This window comes from Bradyrhizobium sp. NC92, assembly GCF_025200865.1.
Lineage (GTDB): Bacteria > Pseudomonadota > Alphaproteobacteria > Rhizobiales > Xanthobacteraceae > Bradyrhizobium.
Window position 1 is genome coordinate 5,851,641 of sequence record NZ_CP104171.1, and the last position, 16,014, is coordinate 5,867,654.

At 65.4% G+C, this 16,014-nt stretch carries 16 protein-coding genes; 7 read left to right on the plus strand and 9 right to left on the minus strand.

The genetic code is table 11. The features are described 5' to 3' along the window. Window positions 1-80 precede the first annotated feature (80 nt). Window positions 81-206 (minus strand): hypothetical protein, encoded by a 126-nt coding sequence (locus tag N2602_RS27620; RefSeq protein WP_260380053.1) that lies wholly within the window; start codon window positions 204-206, stop codon window positions 81-83. A 95-nt stretch (window positions 207-301) separates the two neighbouring features. Continuing rightward, window positions 302-1,015 (minus strand): helix-turn-helix domain-containing protein, encoded by a 714-nt coding sequence (locus tag N2602_RS27625; protein ID WP_260380054.1) that lies wholly within the window; start codon window positions 1,013-1,015, stop codon window positions 302-304. Between the two features lie 155 nt (window positions 1,016-1,170). Between N2602_RS27625 and N2602_RS27630 the strand changes: the two genes are divergently transcribed. Beyond that, window positions 1,171-1,488, plus strand: a complete 318-nt coding sequence (locus N2602_RS27630) for a cytochrome c (protein WP_260380055.1) — start codon at window positions 1,171-1,173, stop codon at window positions 1,486-1,488. Between the two features lie 6 nt (window positions 1,489-1,494). Here N2602_RS27630 and N2602_RS27635 read toward each other — a convergent pair whose 3' ends face one another. Genes N2602_RS27635 through N2602_RS27645 form a run of 3 tightly spaced genes read right to left on the minus strand, consistent with a single transcriptional unit; the run spans window position 1,495 to window position 4,508 of the window. Next, window positions 1,495-2,598 carry an ABC-type transport auxiliary lipoprotein family protein gene (locus N2602_RS27635; protein ID WP_260380056.1) on the minus strand — a complete coding sequence of 368 codons (1,104 nt, stop codon included), beginning with the start codon at window positions 2,596-2,598 and terminating at the stop codon, window positions 1,495-1,497. 3 nt (window positions 2,599-2,601) lie between these two features. Next, the gene (locus tag N2602_RS27640) at window positions 2,602-3,369 is read right to left on the minus strand and encodes an ABC transporter ATP-binding protein (protein ID WP_172785415.1); all 768 of its coding nucleotides are present in this window, start codon (window positions 3,367-3,369) and stop codon (window positions 2,602-2,604) included. Window positions 3,370-3,371: 2 nt separating this feature from the next. Beyond that, a complete protein-coding gene (locus N2602_RS27645; protein WP_260380057.1) occupies window positions 3,372-4,508 on the minus strand; it encodes an ABC transporter permease in 1,137 nt (378 codons plus the stop codon). Between the two features lie 176 nt (window positions 4,509-4,684). Here N2602_RS27645 and N2602_RS27650 point away from each other — a divergent pair, with 176 nt between their 5' ends. Together N2602_RS27650 and N2602_RS27655 are read left to right on the plus strand one after the other, a co-directional pair. Continuing rightward, on the plus strand, window positions 4,685-4,960 hold the full coding sequence (locus N2602_RS27650; RefSeq protein ID WP_172785417.1) for a hypothetical protein: 276 nt from the start codon (window positions 4,685-4,687) through the stop codon (window positions 4,958-4,960). Next, window positions 4,961-5,449: a phage holin family protein gene (locus tag N2602_RS27655; RefSeq protein ID WP_172785418.1), complete on the plus strand. Its 489-nt coding sequence runs from the start codon at window positions 4,961-4,963 to the stop codon at window positions 5,447-5,449. Window positions 5,450-5,458: 9 nt separating this feature from the next. On the opposite strand, the gene N2602_RS27660 is transcribed toward N2602_RS27655, so the two are convergent. Then, a complete protein-coding gene (locus N2602_RS27660; RefSeq protein ID WP_260380058.1) occupies window positions 5,459-8,152 on the minus strand; it encodes a bifunctional acetate--CoA ligase family protein/GNAT family N-acetyltransferase in 2,694 nt (897 codons plus the stop codon). Window positions 8,153-8,215: 63 nt separating this feature from the next. Continuing rightward, on the minus strand, window positions 8,216-9,049 hold the full coding sequence (locus tag N2602_RS27665; RefSeq protein WP_260380059.1) for a universal stress protein: 834 nt from the start codon (window positions 9,047-9,049) through the stop codon (window positions 8,216-8,218). A gap of 178 nt (window positions 9,050-9,227) precedes the next feature. Here N2602_RS27665 and N2602_RS27670 point away from each other — a divergent pair, with 178 nt between their 5' ends. From N2602_RS27670 to N2602_RS27680, 3 genes are read left to right on the plus strand one after another with little or no spacing between them, the layout of a single operon-like run. Further along, complete coding sequence (locus N2602_RS27670) at window positions 9,228-10,211, plus strand: zinc-dependent alcohol dehydrogenase family protein (protein ID WP_260380060.1); 984 nt, start codon at window positions 9,228-9,230, stop codon at window positions 10,209-10,211. 23 nt (window positions 10,212-10,234) lie between these two features. Then, window positions 10,235-11,773: a bifunctional aminoglycoside phosphotransferase/ATP-binding protein gene (locus tag N2602_RS27675; RefSeq protein ID WP_260383720.1), complete on the plus strand. Its 1,539-nt coding sequence runs from the start codon at window positions 10,235-10,237 to the stop codon at window positions 11,771-11,773. Next, the gene (locus N2602_RS27680; RefSeq protein WP_260380061.1) at window positions 11,773-12,756 is read left to right on the plus strand and encodes a CHAD domain-containing protein; all 984 of its coding nucleotides are present in this window, start codon (window positions 11,773-11,775) and stop codon (window positions 12,754-12,756) included. The genes N2602_RS27675 and N2602_RS27680 overlap by 1 nt, the downstream gene beginning before the upstream one ends. Here the strand turns inward: N2602_RS27680 and N2602_RS27685 are convergent. Beyond that, on the minus strand, window positions 12,753-14,579 hold the full coding sequence (locus N2602_RS27685) for an alpha/beta hydrolase (protein WP_260380062.1): 1,827 nt from the start codon (window positions 14,577-14,579) through the stop codon (window positions 12,753-12,755). The genes N2602_RS27680 and N2602_RS27685 overlap by 4 nt on opposite strands. A gap of 205 nt (window positions 14,580-14,784) precedes the next feature. Here N2602_RS27685 and N2602_RS27690 point away from each other — a divergent pair, with 205 nt between their 5' ends. After that, window positions 14,785-15,513, plus strand: a complete 729-nt coding sequence (locus tag N2602_RS27690; RefSeq protein WP_260380063.1) for a CBS domain-containing protein — start codon at window positions 14,785-14,787, stop codon at window positions 15,511-15,513. Window positions 15,514-15,540: 27 nt separating this feature from the next. Here N2602_RS27690 and N2602_RS27695 read toward each other — a convergent pair whose 3' ends face one another. After that, window positions 15,541-15,999, minus strand: a complete 459-nt coding sequence (locus N2602_RS27695; RefSeq protein WP_409241847.1) for a RidA family protein — start codon at window positions 15,997-15,999, stop codon at window positions 15,541-15,543. Between the last annotated feature and the right edge of the window lie 15 nt (window positions 16,000-16,014).

Sequence of the window (16,014 nt, forward strand, 5' to 3'; positions counted from 1 at the left end):
TCGAGACGCTGCCGAGGGCCAGCGGCCGCCTGGGCAAGTATCGGCCCTGGCGCGCTGGACTCGGACCTAGACCTGAAGCTTCAGAGCCTGGAATCCGGATCGAGCCGGCCCGCGCCGGTTTGCCGGTCGGCCCAAGCCAAAGCTACGGCGAACGCGACGAAGATCGCGACGACGATAACGGTCACCAGCAACGCGTCAGCAGGCATCATCCCCTCCCGGATTTGTCTCCGGCATTATTTTGCGGGGCATGGCCGCCGTCATTGATCGGGATCAAATTGCCGCGAGCGTCGCGGACAGGAGGTCAGGCTGCGGCGATGGCCTCGACGCGAGCGGGATCGAGCAGGCTGATGCCGCCGTGAATGATCTCGATCAAGCCGAGACGCTCCAGCTTGGTAAAGGTGCGGCTGACGGTCTCGATGGTCAGGCCGAGATAATCGGCAATGTCCTGGCGGCTCATCGGAAGCGCGACGATGTCGGACGGACCCTTGAGCGCGACCAGCCGCTCACGCCAGCCGAGCAAAAAAGTCGCGACCTTCTCGTCGGCCGAGCGGCGGCCGAGCAGAACCATATGGTCGCGCGCCTGACTCAACTCGCGAATGGCCAGCTCGTTGATGCGCCTGAGCAATTGCGGCCGCTCTTCGGTGAAGCGGCCGAATGGCCCTCTTGGGAATTGGCACACGTTCACCACGCCGATCGCATCGGCCGAAAAATTGTGCCGGCCGGACAGATTCATCCCCAGGAAATCACCGGGCAAGGCAAAGCCGACGATTTGCCGCCGGCCGTCGGGCAGCAGCTTGTAAAGCCGCATGACGCCTTCGAGGACGTTGTAGAACGAGGTCGTGATGTCCTCCTCGGAAAACACGGTCTCGCCCGAATCAAAATGGACGCGGCGGCCGAGATGCTCGAACTCCCGGAGTTCGGCTGCATCGAGCGACGAGCAGACCGCCGCTCCGCGCACGGCACAATCGCCGCAAAAATGCCCGTTCGGCTCACTCGTGACCACGGAAGGCTTCATCCACCGCTCCCCCGCGCCGGCCGCTCCCGACGTCAGGCCGAGTCCACCGCGCGGCTGCATTTTACTGCACCGAGCCGCAGCCGATTGACCCAGATCAAATTTGAGCGGCATCGCCGTCATATTCTGCTTCCACGGTTCGACGGGATGATGTTTCCATGCTGCAAAGCGCACTGCGCCACGGCCTGATTGGGCTGCTGCTGATCACGCCTGCGCTAGCGGCCCCGACCGCCGAACAACGCGGCAAGGCTTTTGCCCGAGCCAATTGCGCACGCTGTCACGCGATCGACCGTGCCTCCAAGAGCCCACTCGAGATCGCACCTCCGCTACGCAACCTGCATCGGCGCTATCCGATCAACAGCCTTGGAGAAGCGCTGGCCGAGGGGATCTCCACCGGACATTCCGACATGCCGGCCTTCGAGCTCAGCCCGGACCAGATCCACGACCTGCTGTCCTACCTGAAGACGCTGGAATAGTCGGCCTCAGACCGCCTGCACGGTCCACCCGATCAGTTCCTTCGCGATGCGAGCGAAGGCCGCATCGAATGCGGCGACTGAAGCGGCCGGATCGACCTTGTCGAGCTTTTCGCTGGTCTCGATGAGCCGCGATGCGATCACCTTGCCGTTCTTGTCGACGATCCGCGCCGACAATCCGATCTCGGCCCGAGCCTCCCCATCCGTCGCGATCCGAAAGCGCCTGATGTCGATCAGGAGCTGGTAATCCGCCGGCCCGAGATCCGTCGTGCGCAGCGGGGCGTGGGCGATGTCGTAGTTCTCGAAACTGTCGATCAGGCGCGCCTGCACCAGCTTCGGAATGCTGTCAGCCCAGAGGAAGTCCGCAAAGCCCGGCCTGTCTCCGCTGGGCGCGAACAGCATGCGCTGGGTCTGCAGCATCGCCACGGCCGTCGGCTCGGGAATTGCCAGTGAGGCGGACAGCGTCTTGCCGGCTGGCCCGAGATTCTGCGGCGTGCGCAGGTCGTAGGTGACCTTCTGCGCGGGCGTGCCGCCTCCGGTCATCTTGTCGAGGCCCGCCAGGATGCCGTCGATCTTGCCGGTGTTGCGCGCGAGGCCGTCGGAGAAGGTCTTGAAATTGGCGATGGTGTCCTTCAGCGGGCCGGAATTGTCCTGAAGCACCGTGTCGACCCGCCGCAGCGCATCCCGCGCCGCTTGCGTCATGCTCTGGCCGGCTCCGGCCTCCGCGATCAAGGTCGGCAGCTCGCCGGACCTGGCGACGATCGCGCCGCCCTCCAACGTCACCACGGGAACGCCGGTCAGGCCCTGGAATTCGAGCCCGATCTTGGTGTCGGCACGCACCGGCGTCGCCGTTGCAACCGAGATCGTGGCATTGACGAAGCGCGGGTTATCGGGCGCGAGCCCGAGCTGGGTGACCTCCCCGACCCGAATGCCGTTGAACAGCACGCCGGCGCCAACCAGGAGGCCAGGCACCGGACCCTGGAATTGCACATGATAGTTCGTGCGCGGCCCGATGCCGCCGGTGTTGTTCAGCCAATAGACGAAGCCGAACACCGCGACGATCGCGGCCAGCACGAAACTGCCGATCAGCACATAGGGAGCGCGGGTTTCCATCTCTCATCTCATCTCGTGTTGCAGCATCTGCGAGCGCTTGCCGTGGAAATAGGCGCGCACCCAGGGATGCTCGGATTGCAGCAATTCGCGCATCGGGCCGATCGCCACGATCTTGCCGTCGGCGAGCGCGGCGACGCGGTCGCAGACCGTGGTCAGGCTCGCGAGGTCATGGGTCACCATGAACACGGTGAGCTCCAGGGTCTTTTGCAGCGTCTTGATCAGCGCGTCGAACTCGCCGGCGGCGATCGGGTCGAGGCCCGAGGTCGGCTCGTCCAGGAACAGGATCGGCGGATCGAGTGCGAGCGCGCGCGCCAGCGCCACGCGCTTGGTCATGCCGCCGGACAGCTCCGCCGGATATTTGTCGGCGTCCTCGGCACGCAGACCGACCATTTCGAGCTTGGCGATCGCGATCTCGTCCATCAGCTCCTGCGACAGGACGAGATTTTCGCGCAAGGGAAACTGGACGTTCTGGCGCACCGTCAGCGAGGAGAACAGCGCGCCCTGCTGGAACAGGATGCCCCAGGCCATCGCCGCGCCTCGGCCGTGGCCGCCGGTGGGTTGTCCCATGACCTCGATGGTCCCGCTCCGGCGCGGGATGAGGCCGATGATGGTCCGCATCAAGACCGACTTGCCGCCGCCGGATGCGCCCACCAGCCCGAGAATCTCGCCGCGGCGGACGTCGAGCGACAGATGGTCGAGCACGGTCTGACGACCGAAGCCGACCACGAGATCGCGGACGCGGATCGCGAACTGATCTTGCGATTCTTCCATCGTCACATTCCGATCGAGGCAAAGAAGATAGCGAACAGGCCGTCGAGCACGATCACCAGGAAGATCGATTTCACCACCGACGTCGTGGTCTGCCGCCCCAGCGACTCCGCGCTGCCCTTGACGCGCAATCCCTCGCTGCAGGCCACGATCCCGATCACCAGCGCCATGAACGGCGCCTTCAGGATGCCCACCTCGAAATGCGCGACGGAAATGGCCTCGTGCAGCCGCGCGATGTAGATCGCCGGCCCCATATCGCCATAGAACTGCGCGACCAAGCCGCCGCCATAGAGCGCGGCAATCGATCCGATGAAGGTCAGGATGGGCAGCGCAATGACCAGGGCCGCGACGCGCGGCAGGATCAGGACGTCGATGGGATCGAGCCCCATGGTCGAGAGTGCGTCGATCTCCTCGCGCATCTTCATCGAGCCGAGCTCTGCTGTGTAGGCGCTGCCTGACCTGCCGGCGACCATGATGGCGACGATCAGCACGCCGAGCTCGCGCAGCACCAGGATGCCGACCATGTCGACCGTATACGACTCCGCGCCGAATCTGCGGAAGTGGAAGAAGCCCTGCTGCGCGATAATGGCGCCGATCAGGAAGGTGATCAGCGTGACGATGGGGATCGCCTGCCAGCCGATGCGATAGAGCTGATACACCAGGGAGGTCAGCCGCAGCGAACGCGGCCGGCGCAGCACGCCGACGACGGCCATGAACAAGGCGCCGAGCATATGAAGGAAGATCGTGATGTCTTCCCGCGCCCCGACCGTGGACTTGCCGAGCTCGCCGAGCCTCGCCAGAACCGGATTGGGCGCGACGCTTGGAGCCGGCGTGCGACGGTTGACCTGGCGCACCTCGTCCATCAGCCCGCTGAAATGATCGGCGACGCCGACGAACTCGGCCGACCTGCCTGACGATGCGGCCCTGCGCGACAGCTTCTCCAGGACCCAGGCGCCGAGCGTATCGAGCGCGCTGATCCCCGACATGTCCAGCGTTACGGCGCGCGAGCGATCGACGTCGGCCCCGACCGACCGCGACAGCGTCTCGAGCGTCACCACGTTCGCGGCGGTCCAAGGCCCCTCGGGGCGCAATTTCAGCACGTCGCCGGACGGCGTCGCGTGCAGCAGCGGTTCGTGGTTCACGCTTTCCACCTCATCGGGACAATTGGTCCCCATTCAGCCGGCATTTCTAGGCCGGCATGTGGCGGCCGGATTGACCTGTCTCAAGACCCCGAACGGGCTCCGCCTCTTGACGCAAATCAAGCGCGATCGCGCGGGCGGGTCTTAGGCTCGCTCGGATGCAATGAGGACACCAATCCATGTTCGACAGCGACAGGATGAGCGAGGAATTACGGGCGCTGAAGGTCGACGTTACGCGCCTGTTGAGCACCGCCGGCGAGGAGATGTTCGAGAGCTCGAAAGCTCGCACCGAAGCGCTCGCCGATCAGATCAGGGCCGCGCTCGCCGAGCTCGGCGAGACCGTCGAACAAGAGGGGGAGCAGCTCCAGGGCCTCGTTGCGGAGCGCCCGATCACCTCGCTCGCCTCCGCTTTCGCGCTGGGCGTGGTCGTCGGCTTCATGCTGAGGAGACACTAGGTGAATACCGAGAATGTCATCAAACATCTGCGCGTGCTGTGGCGCACCGACAGGATCATCGCGGACATCAGGCTGCGCCATTTGCTGATCGGCCTCGGTCTGCGCGCCTTCGCGGCGCTGATCGCCGCGTTCGGGCTCCTGATGCTGGAGCTGTCGGCCTATTTCGCGCTGGTGCAGATCTGGAGCGCGATTGCCGCGGCCGCCATCCTCGGCGCCGTCAATTTCGTCATCGCAGCCGCTCTCTTCCTGATCGCTGGCCGCGCCCCGTCGGGACGCGATATCGAGCTCGCCAGCGAAATTCATGACACGTCCATCGAAGCCCTCCAGCTCGAGGCACGAGCGCTCCAGGCCCAGGTGTCAGGCGCGGTGCATCATCCGCTCAGCACCATCGTGCCGGTGCTGCTGCCGCTGATCGCGGTCATCATCAAGACTCTGCGGACGACGGCCAGGACGCCAAACGACGCAAGTTCGGCCGAAGCGCAATCGTAGCTGACGCGCTCAGAGCTTCAGCCTGACCTCGCAGATTTCAGGCTCGGCCGGGTCCGGCTTGACCTCGAAGCCGAGCTGCCGGCACATGTCGAGCATCACGGTGTTCTCCTGCAGCACGTCGCCCGATATGGTCTTCAAGCCCTCCGACCGCGCGTAGTCGATGATCAGCTGCATGAGGGCCCAGCCGAGCCCCCTGCCCTTGAGGTCGGATCGCAGCAGGATCGCGTATTCGCCGGTCTCGTAGATCGAGTCGGAATGGAGCCGGACCACGCCGACCATTTCGCCGGTGGCCTCGTCGAACGCGATGAAGGCCATCGCACGCGCATAGTCGAGCTGGGTCAGGCGCGCGATGAATTCGTGGGTGAACTCCTTCATCGGGGCGAAGAAGCGCAGGCGAAGGTCGTGCGCCGTGACGTGACGCAGGAATTCGTGGATGGTCGGCTCGTCCTCGGGACGCAGGGGCCGGACCAAGATGCGCCAATCGTCCTTGAGCTTGAGGCGCCGCTCCCATTGCGACGGATAGGCGCGAACGGCGAAATTGGCAGGGCCAGAGCCGGCGAACTTCCGCTGCGGCGGCGCGACCGCGACGCGCGCATCTACCGCGGTCACGCCGGTTTCGTCCGCCAGCAACGGATTGATGTCGAATTCGCGGATCTCGGGAATGTCGGCCGCCATCTGCGCCAGCTTGACCAGCACCATGGCGACGGCATCCTGCTTGACCGCCGGCACGTCGCGATAGGCCTTTAGCAACCGCGACACACGCGTGCGATCGATCAGATCGCGAGCCAATTGCAGGTCGAGCGGCGGCAGCGCCAGCGCCTTGTCGTTGATGATCTCCACCGCCGTGCCGCCGCGGCCGAAAACGACCACCGTGCCGAAGGTCGGATCGTCGGCGAGACCCAGGATCAGCTCGCGCGCCTTTGCCTTGACGACCATGGCCTGGACGATGACGCCGCCGATGCGGGCCTCGGGCCGCAGCTTTCTGGCTCGCGCAAGAATGTCCGTGGCCGCCGCACGCACGGCCTCCGGGGTCGTCAGATTGAGCACGACGCCGCCGACATCGGATTTGTGGGTGATGTCCCGCGACAGGATCTTCAGGACGACGGTGCCGCCTTGCGCGAAGATGTCCTTTGCATAGGTCACCGCCTGCTCGACATCGGCTGCCGCATAGGTCGGCACCATCGCGATGTCGTAGGCTTCGAGCAGGTGCTTGATCTCGACAGGCTCGAGCCACTGGCGGCCATCCGCGATCGCGGCCGTGACGATCTCTCTGGCGCCCCTGGCATCCGGAACGAACGTATCGGGCATCGCGGGAGGTACCTGGCTCAGCTCCTCCACGACTTCGCGGTGCCGGACCAGATGCATGAAGCCGCGCACGGCATCGTCCTCGGTCGGATAGTTCGGCACGCCGGCGCTGGAGAGTGCCTGGACGATGTGCTGATCGGCGCCGACCCAGGCCGCCAGCACGGGCTTTGCCCATCGGCGGTGCTGCTCGCGATACTTAGCCACGAGCTCCGTCACGGTCTTGGCGATCTCGGCGGCCGATGCGATTGCCGTCTGCACGTTGAGGACGAGAACTGCGTCGTTGTCGCGGTCGGCCAGCAGTTCCTCCAGCGCCGCCGCGTAGCGCGAGGCGTCGGCGTCGCCCACGATGTCGACGGGGTTTGCACCCGACCAGGTCGGCGGCAGCGCCGCATCGAGCTTCTTGCGCGCATCAGTCGAGATGGTTGCCGGAATACCTCCGAGCTCGACCAATCGATCGACCGCAAGGACCCCGATGCCGCCACCATTGGTCAGGATGGCGAGACGCTTGCCGGTCGGCGATTCGACGCGGCCGAGTGTCTCGGCACAATCGAACAGCTCGCGCAGGTCGGACACCCGCAACACGCCCGCGCGGCGGAACGCCGCATCATAGACAGCGTCGGCACCGGCGAGCGCCCCGGTATGCGTGGCGGCGGCCTTCGCACCCTGCGCCATGCGGCCGGACTTCACCACCACGACCGGCTTCACCCGCGCGGCCGCGCGCGCAGCCGACATGAATTTGCGCGCGTCCTTGATCGCCTCGATGTAGAGCAGGATCGCGCGGGTCTTGTGATCCATCGCGAAATGATCGAGCAGATCGGCAATGTCGACGTCGATCTGATCGCCGATCGAGACGATGCCGGAGAAGCCGACGCCGCGCTGCGCGGCCCAATCCACCATGCCGGCGGCAATGGCGCCCGATTGCGAGATCAGCGCGAGGTTGCCGGCCCGCGGCATGTGCGCGGCGAAACTGGCATTCAGGCTGACGCCCGGCATCATGATGCCGAGGCAGTTCGGTCCGATCAGCCGCATGCCGTGTTTGCGCGCGGCAGCGCTGGTCGCCTCGTGCAGCGATCCCGGTCCCTGGCCGAGCCCCGCCGAGACGATCAGCGCCCCCGCAGACCCGCGGCGCCCGGCCTGGTCGACGATGCCTGGTATCTCGCCCGCGGGCGCGGTGACGACGACGAGCTCGGGCACGAAGTCCAGCCTGTCCAGGCTCTTCACCGCCGCGATGCCGCCGATCTCGGCGTGGCGCGGATTGACGAGGCCAAACCGCCCCTTGAATCCGGCCTTGCCAATGTTCTCCAGGACGGCGCGTCCCACGGACGCCGGACGCGCGCTCGCGCCGACGAGCGCGACCGAGCGCGGCGACAGCAGGTTGTTCAGACGATAAGTCGACATGAAAACAAATGCACCGCCTCGGCGGCGGTTCCGATGATTGACGATCCGGCTGGAAGAAGAGGCCTAGTGCGAGATCATAACCCAGCACGGTGGCTGGCCAATGACGGTCTTTGTCACACCGCCCCACACGATCTCGTTCAGGCGCGAATGATGATAGGCGCCCATCACGATGGCATCGATGCCATGGGAGTTCGCCCAGCTTCCCAGTACTTTGCCGGTCGAGCTGCCGCCCCCCTTCGTGGTTTCGAACGAGGCAAAGACGCCGTGTTCCCGCAAATGGTCGACGAGCGCCGCGCCGGATTGCAGGACCGCGTCAGTCTTGTCCTCCGCTACGGTCAGCACACGAACCGAGGTGGCAGCCTGAAGAATGGGCAACGCATCTCCCGCCGCACGCGCGGCCCGTGCGGAATGATCCCAGGCAATCACGACGTTCTCGACTTCGGGCCGGAGCTCGTCGGCGCGATGTTCGGGACAGAGCAGAAGCGGCCGTCCGGATTCGAACAACAACGCTTCGATGATGGCCTCCGTTCGACTGTCGTGCGGCTTCACGGGAACCAGCGTGAGGTCGCGGAAGCGAGCGTGCTCGGCCAGGATCGCTCCGATCTGATCCGCGGGCACCTTGCCCGACCGGCTCTGGGCGCGGATGTTGGCGCGGGAAGCCGCATTGGTGAAGGCATTCAGCAGCTGCTGCATGTCGCTGGCCTCGCGGCTGGCCTGCTCGGAAGCGCGATCGTCAGGCAGCATCACCTTCGGCCGCTCGAAAACGTCTTCCTCGAGCGCGAGTGCGGTGATCCTGGCGCCGAGATCGGCGGCCACACCAACGCATTTCTCGATCGCGACCAGGGCTGGCCCGCGCGGCTGGCCGACAAGGGGCAGAAACACATCCTTGATGGGCATCGGAATTCTCCTGAGCCACCATCATAGGCCGGCTGTCGTCGAGTCCCTTGATCCGCGTCAAGACCGGGGGAAACTCCGTCCGATCAACCGGGCGAACCGGCGTTGACCGACGTCAAGGACTGGCCACTCGGTCGGTCTATGGATAGTTCAATCGGAGCGGTTCGCCCCGGAGACAGACATGCGTGCGATGGTGTTGCCGGCCCCACGAGCGCGGCTCCAGATGGAGGAGCGGGCTGCCCCCCTGCCGGGCGAGGGTCAGATCCGGGTGAAGATCAGCGCCTGCGGTGTATGCCGGACCGATCTTCATCTCGTCGACGCCGAGCTGCCCGGCATCCGCTATCCGATCGTGCCTGGCCACGAGATCGTCGGCCGGGTCGACCTCATCGGTGCGAATGTGACGACACATGCGCCTGGTGAGCGGGTCGGCATTCCCTGGCTCGGCTTCACCTGCGGAACATGCCGCTTCTGCCGGGAGGGCATGGAAAACCTCTGTGACGCGCCGCTGTTCACCGGCTACACACGCGACGGCGGCTACGCGACCCACACCATCGCCGACGCACGTTACGCTTTTCCGCTCGGCGAGGCCGGCAGCGACGTCGAGATTGCGCCTCTGCTGTGCGCGGGGCTGATCGGCTGGCGCTCGCTGGTCCTGGCCGGCCCCGCCGAGAGGCTCGGCCTCTATGGCTTCGGCGCCGCCGGCCACATCATTGCGCAAGTCGCTGTTTGGCAGGGACGCTCCGTCCATGCATTCACGCGGGCAGGCGATGCCGCTGCACAAGGTCTTGCACGCCGTCTCGGCGCTGTCTGGGCGGGGTCATCTGACCAAGTGCCCGACGAGCCGCTCGACGCCGCGATCATTTATGCCCCAGCCGGCGAGTTGGTCCCGGCGGCGTTGCGTGCCGTGCGCAAAGGCGGTCGCGTCGTCTGCGCCGGCATCCACATGAGCGACATTCCAAGCTTTCCGTATGATTTGCTGTGGCAGGAGCGGCAGTTGGTCTCGGTCGCCAATTTGACCCGGCAGGATGGCCTCGATTTTCTCAAGGTCGCGCCGCAAGCCGGCGTGCGCACCGAGACGACGGCGTTTCCGCTCGATCAGGCCAACGAGGTCCTGGCCATGCTGCGGAATGGCCAGATCCTCGGCGCGGCCGTGCTGACGCCCTGATGGTGCTTCCCATGTCCGCTTCGATGAAGGATGACACGGCGGCTCAGGAGCGCATCTTTCGGATGCTGACCGATCATCCCGGCGTGAGGCGCATCGACACGCATGCCGCCTCGGTGTTCCTGGATGCAAAGCGCGCACTGAAGATCAAGCGCGCCGTCCGGTTTCCCTTCCTCGACTATTCGACGCTCGAAAAGCGCAAGGCGGCCTGCGAGGAGGAGATCCGCATCAACCGGCCCCTGGCGCCGCAGATCTATCATGGCGTCGTGGCGATCACGGAAGAGCCGGATGGATCGGTGAAGGTCGACGGCGTCGGACGACCGATCGAGTATGCTGTCGACATGTCGCGCTTCGACGAAAGCAGAACGCTGGATCATCTGGCCAAGGCCGGCCCGCTTGATGAGAAGCTTGCCGCGGCCGCCGCCGACGCGATCGCGGCTTCGCACGTGGCGGCGATACAGGCTGACGGGAAAGCGTGGGTCTCCTCCATCCCGGCCCTGATCGACGGCAACACGAATGGTCTGCGGGCCGGCGGACATTTCGGCGCAGAGGAGATCGAGCAACTCGGCAAGGCCTCGCACACGGCCTATCTGCGTATTCGCGCCCTGCTCGCAGAGCGCGGTCGCCGGGGCTTCGTGCGCCGCTGCCATGGCGATCTGCATCTGGCAAACATCGTCATGATCAATGATCGGCCCGTGCTGTTCGATGCGATCGAGTTCGACGCGCAGATGGCGACGGTCGACGTGCTCTACGATCTCGCATTCACGCTGATGGACCTGTTGCAGCACCATCAGCCGGGCGCGGCAAACATGGTGCTGAACCGCTATCTCGCCGTGACGCCGGCCGACAATCTCGACGCGCTCTCGACCCTGCCGCTGTTCATGTCCATCCGGGCGGCGATCCGCGCCCAGGTTAGCTTGGCGCGGCTCAAGCGGACGCATTCCGACGGTCCCGGCATTCTCGACCAGGCACGACGCTATTTCGAGCTCGCAGGGATGCTGATCCGTCCTTCTGCTCCGCGCCTGATTGCGGTGGGCGGACTGTCCGGCACCGGAAAGTCCGCCTTGGCGCACGCGCTCGCGCCGCTCGTCGCACCGGAGCCGGGCGCCGTCGTGCTGCGTAGTGATCTCGTCCGCAAGCAGATGTTCGGGGTCGAGGACACCCACCGCCTGCCGCCTTGGGCCTACACGCCGGAGGTCACGGCCCGCGTCTACGACACGCTGGTGCAGCATGCCCGGCGGGTGCTGGCGCAGGGCCATTCGGCGATCATCGACGGCGTCTTCGCTCGCGAGGACGAACGCGACGCAATCGCCGTGCTGGCGCGCGAGCGCAACGTGGCGTTGAACGGGCTATTCCTGGTCGCGGACCTTGCGACCCGGCAGGCGCGCATCGGCAACCGCCGGGAAGACGCATCGGATGCCACGCCGGAGGTTGCCGCGCTGCAAGAGCACTATAATATCGGCCATGTCGGCTGGGCGATCATCGATGCATCCGGGACACAAGAGCAGACGCTTCAGAACTGCCGGAACGTCATCGCTGAGGGGCAAACAAGGCAATCAGACTGATGCGGGCAAGTAAGTCGCGACCGACCACGCGCTCGACGGCAAACGCGCATGCCAAGCCGGCCACGCGGCGCAACGCGCTGCCGGCCCGACTCAGCCCCGGCATGGCCTGCGACACGGCTTTCCGGATCATCGCCCGCCGTCACCTCGACGCGGTAATGGCTCAGCACGACGGCACCTGCCGCGGCGATCCCGATGCGCTGCACCAGATCCGGATCGCACTGACGCATCTGCGGACTGCCATACGCTTCTTCTCGCCGATGGTCGACGATGCGCTGCGGCCGGATGTCTGGGCCGAACTGAAATGGCTGAACGGTCAGCTCGGCATGGTGCGGGACCTCGACGTGGCGATCGAGCGGATCGTCGCTGAGAGTGGCACCGAGCTCGCCGTGGTCGCCGAGCTTCAGCGCTGGGACGAGAAGCGCGCGGAGAGTCACCGGCTGCTGGCGCGCGCGCTGCAATCGGCGCGGTGTCGCCGCCTGGTCGAGCAAACCTCAATGTGGATCGAAAGCGGCCCCTGGTCGACCCGCCGCAGCAAGGACGCCATCCGGCTGCGCCGCCGCACCCTCGCCGACCACGCGACGGAGCGGCTGACCGAGTGGGAGACGACGCTGCTCAAGAAGGCCCGGAAGCTGAAAAAGCTCGATGTCGAGAAACGTCACAAGCTGCGCCTCCTCAACAAGCGGATGACCTATTCGGTCGAGTCGCTTGCAGATCTGTTCGCCGATGGGGCGGCGAAGCAGAAGTCCATCCTCAAGCAATTGCGCAAGGCACAACGGTCGCTCGGACAATTGAACGATGACGCACGCGGGCAAGCGTTGGCGGCATCGTTGAATGGCGCCGGCCTCGAGGCCAGCAATCGATTCCTCGATCGCAAGCGGGAAAAGAAGCTGTTGCGGAAGGCCTCGGAGGCCTACCGCAAACTGGACAAGACCAAACCGTTCGGCTCCTCGGATCTCGCGCCGAGTTCGGAGCCGGAAGCTTAGGTGTGGACGTAGTCCCCCGGCGCATCGGGCAGGCCAAGGGCGCCGCCAAGTCCGATCTGCGGGGGATCGCAGGGCGCACCGGAGCGCGCTGACAGCCAAGTGGTCCATTCCGGCCACCACGAGCCTTCGACGCGCGGGGCGAGCTTCAGCCATTCGTCCGCACCGACATAGGGCGCGTCAGCAGCCTTGGTCAGCACCTGATAGAAGTGGCCCTCCTCCTGCGGCGGCGCGACGACGCCGGCATTGTGGCCGCCGCTGGTCAACAGGAACGTCACGTCGGCATCAACCTGATAGTGGATCTTGTAGACGGATCGCCACGGCGCGACGTGATCGGCGAGCGTGCCGACCACGAACATGGGCGTGTGAATGTCCGATAGCGAGACGCTCCTGCATTCGACCCGATAGCGACCTTCCGCCAGATCGTCGTTTAGGAACAGCTGGCGCAGATACTCCGAGTGCATGCGATAGGGCAGCCGCGTGGCGTCGGCATTCCAGGCCATCAGGTCGCTCGGTGGCGAGCCGTCGCCCATCAGATAGTCACGCGAGAGCCGCGACCAGATCAGCTCGTTGGAGCGCAGCAGCTGGAACGCGCCCGCCATCTGTGTCGTGTCGAGATAGCCGCGCTGCCACATCATGTCTTCGAGGAAGGCAACTTGGCTCTCGTTAATGAATAGCGTCAATTCTCCGGCCTCGGTGAAATCGGTTTGCGCGGCGAGAAGCGTGACGGTGCCGAGACGGCTGTCGCCGTCGCGCCCCATGGCCGCCGCGGCGATCGACAGCAACGTGCCGCCAAGACAATAGCCGAGGGCATGGATCTTCCGGCCCGGCGCGATCTGGCCGATCATGTCCAGTGCGGCCATCACGCCCAGCTTGCGGTAGTCGTCGAAGGCAACATCCCGATCGTTCGCGTCCGGATTGCGCCAGGAGATTGCGAAGACGGTGAAGCCCTGAGCGGTCAGGTATTTGACCAGGGAATTCTGCGGCGACAGATCGAGGATGTAGTACTTCATGATCCAGGCCGGCACGATCAGAATCGGCTCCGGCCGCACCTGCGCAGTCGTCGGATGGTACTGGATCAGCTCGATCAGGCTGTTGCGGTAGACGACCTTGCCGGGCGAAGCCGCCACCGTCTTGCCGACGACGAACTGATCCTCGTCGGCCAGCTTCGAGCCGGAGAGCAGGCGCATCAGGTCGCTGCACCAGTTCTGCCAGCCGAACACGAAGTTCTCGCCGCCGCTCTGGAACGCTTTTTCCAGAACCTGCGGATTGGTGGCCGCAAAGTTCGACGGTGCCAGCATGTCGAGCATCTGGCGCATCGAGAACTCGACGATGGCTTCGTTCGCGTGGGACACGCCGCGTATGCCGGTCGTGGCATCGTGCCACCAACGTTCGGTGAGCAGAAACGCCTGCGCAAGCAGATTGAACGGCGCGGCTTCCCATTGCCGATCCCTGAAGCGGCGATCCCGCCCCTGCGGCCGAATGACGGACCACGGCTCCTGCGATGTCGCGCGCGCGGCGGCCTCCAGGAGGCGGCCGGAATCGCGGAAGATGTTGCGGGAGAGCTCCATCTGATGCTGAGGCGCCGCCGCAAGATGCGCGCCCCAATCGAGCCAGGCGAGCGACAAGGCCACGGGCGAGATCCCGCCCGTGAACCGCGCCAGCATGGCATGGAACGCGCGATCAAGCGGATAGGTATCCGTTGCTTGCGGGCAAGTGCAGTCAGCCGGTGTCCCTGCGACCCTTTCGGGAATCTCGGCAGCCGGCCTGGCCGCGGGAGCTTGCAGCGGCGCTTCGGCCCGTGGAAATATCTTCACGACGCTCATGGCTGATTGTTCCTGCGGGCTTCCGTTCTAGGCCTGCGGCAGGATATGGCGACGCTGCCGCCGCGCGTTGAGCTGCATCAAATCGCTGCGCGGATCACAATCGGACAATCAGGGCAAGCTTCGTCCGCTTGACCTGGGTCAAACCACACCCCGACGGATTCACTAGGCTTTGCGCATTGAAGTTGACATGCCAGCGGAGTTGTCCATGCGCGCCCACCAGATCATGACCCGATCGGTCATCTCGGTCACCCCCGACACCAGCATCGTCGAAGCGGCCAACATCATGCTGAAGCGACATGTCAGCGGCCTCACCGTAGTCGACGATACCGGCAAGCTGATCGGCGTGGTGTCGGAGGGAGATTTCATCCGCCGCAGCGAAATCGGCACCGGGCGCAAGCGCGGGCGGTGGCTGCGGTTCATCCTGGGTCCGGGCAAATCCGCCAGCGACTTTGTCCACGAGCACGGCCGCAAGGTCTCGGAAGTGATGACCGACTCGCCCGTGACCATCACGGAGGACACCGCGCTCGCGGAGATCGTCGATCTCATGGAGCGGAACAACGTCAAGCGGCTGCCGGTCGTGCGCGGCGACAAGGTCGTCGGGATCGTGTCCCGCGCCAATCTGTTGCAGGCGGTGGCGGGGCTGGCCCGCGACGTGCCGGATCCGACCGCCGATGACGATCACATTCGCAGCCGCATCATCGAGACCATGGAGAGGAACGATTGGTGCCCGTTCGGGCTGAACGTCATCGTGCGCGACGGGATCGTTCATCTCAGCGGCGTCATCACCGAAGAGCGCGCACGTCAGGCCGCGGTCGTCGCCGCGGAGAACGTCGAGGGCGTGAAGAAGGTGCACGACCATCTGTGCTGGGTCGACACCCTGTCCGGCATCTATCTCAACTCGCCCGAAGACGACGAGCTCGCCAAAGCGAGCTGACCAAAGGCAAGCTGATCGCGGCAGAGTTCAGCACGGAATGACGGCGGTGGCTTCGATCTCGACGCGCGCCGCCTTCTCGACGAGGCGGACGACCTGAACCAGGGCCATCGCCGGATAGTGCGCTCCGAAGACGTCGCGGTAGACCTTGCCGAGCTCCTTCAGGTTGGCCAGGTACTCGTCCATGTCGACGACGTACCAGGTCAGCCGCACGAGGTGCTCGGGCCGGGCACCGGCCTCGGCCAGGATCGCGGCGATGTTGTCGAGGGTCTGGCGCACCTGCGCGACGAAGCCGTCCGCAAGACGCTCCTCCGCGTCCCAGCCGATCACCCCGCCGGTGACGACGATGCGTCCCTCGGCAGCGATGCCGTTGGCATAGCCCTTCGGCAGCGGCCAGCCTGACGGCTGCAGGATCTGCGCCTTGATGCGCGTTCCATCCTCGGCTGCGGTTGGCAGCACCGCGAGTTGCGGGCTTTTCGGCGTCGTCACTGACAATTCTCTATC

Bases quoted from the DNA above. Each gene is read 5' to 3' on its own strand.
- N2602_RS27690 (WP_260380063.1), top strand. From the start codon at position 14,785: ATGCGCGCCCACCAGATCATGACCCGATCGGTCATCTCGGTCACCCCC.
- N2602_RS27660 (WP_260380058.1), bottom strand. From the start codon at position 8,152: ATGTCGACTTATCGTCTGAACAACCTGCTGTCGCCGCGCTCGGTCGCG.
- N2602_RS27675 (WP_260383720.1), top strand. From the start codon at position 10,235: ATGAAGGATGACACGGCGGCTCAGGAGCGCATCTTTCGGATGCTGACC.
- N2602_RS27630 (WP_260380055.1), top strand. From the start codon at position 1,171: ATGCTGCAAAGCGCACTGCGCCACGGCCTGATTGGGCTGCTGCTGATC.
- N2602_RS27635 (WP_260380056.1), bottom strand. From the start codon at position 2,598: ATGGAAACCCGCGCTCCCTATGTGCTGATCGGCAGTTTCGTGCTGGCC.
- N2602_RS27620 (WP_260380053.1), bottom strand. From the start codon at position 206: ATGCCTGCTGACGCGTTGCTGGTGACCGTTATCGTCGTCGCGATCTTC.
- N2602_RS27625 (WP_260380054.1), bottom strand. From the start codon at position 1,015: ATGAAGCCTTCCGTGGTCACGAGTGAGCCGAACGGGCATTTTTGCGGC.
- N2602_RS27670 (WP_260380060.1), top strand. From the start codon at position 9,228: ATGCGTGCGATGGTGTTGCCGGCCCCACGAGCGCGGCTCCAGATGGAG.
- N2602_RS27665 (WP_260380059.1), bottom strand. From the start codon at position 9,049: ATGCCCATCAAGGATGTGTTTCTGCCCCTTGTCGGCCAGCCGCGCGGG.
- N2602_RS27680 (WP_260380061.1), top strand. From the start codon at position 11,773: ATGCGGGCAAGTAAGTCGCGACCGACCACGCGCTCGACGGCAAACGCG.
- N2602_RS27650 (WP_172785417.1), top strand. From the start codon at position 4,685: ATGTTCGACAGCGACAGGATGAGCGAGGAATTACGGGCGCTGAAGGTC.
- N2602_RS27640 (WP_172785415.1), bottom strand. From the start codon at position 3,369: ATGGAAGAATCGCAAGATCAGTTCGCGATCCGCGTCCGCGATCTCGTG.
- N2602_RS27685 (WP_260380062.1), bottom strand. From the start codon at position 14,579: ATGAGCGTCGTGAAGATATTTCCACGGGCCGAAGCGCCGCTGCAAGCT.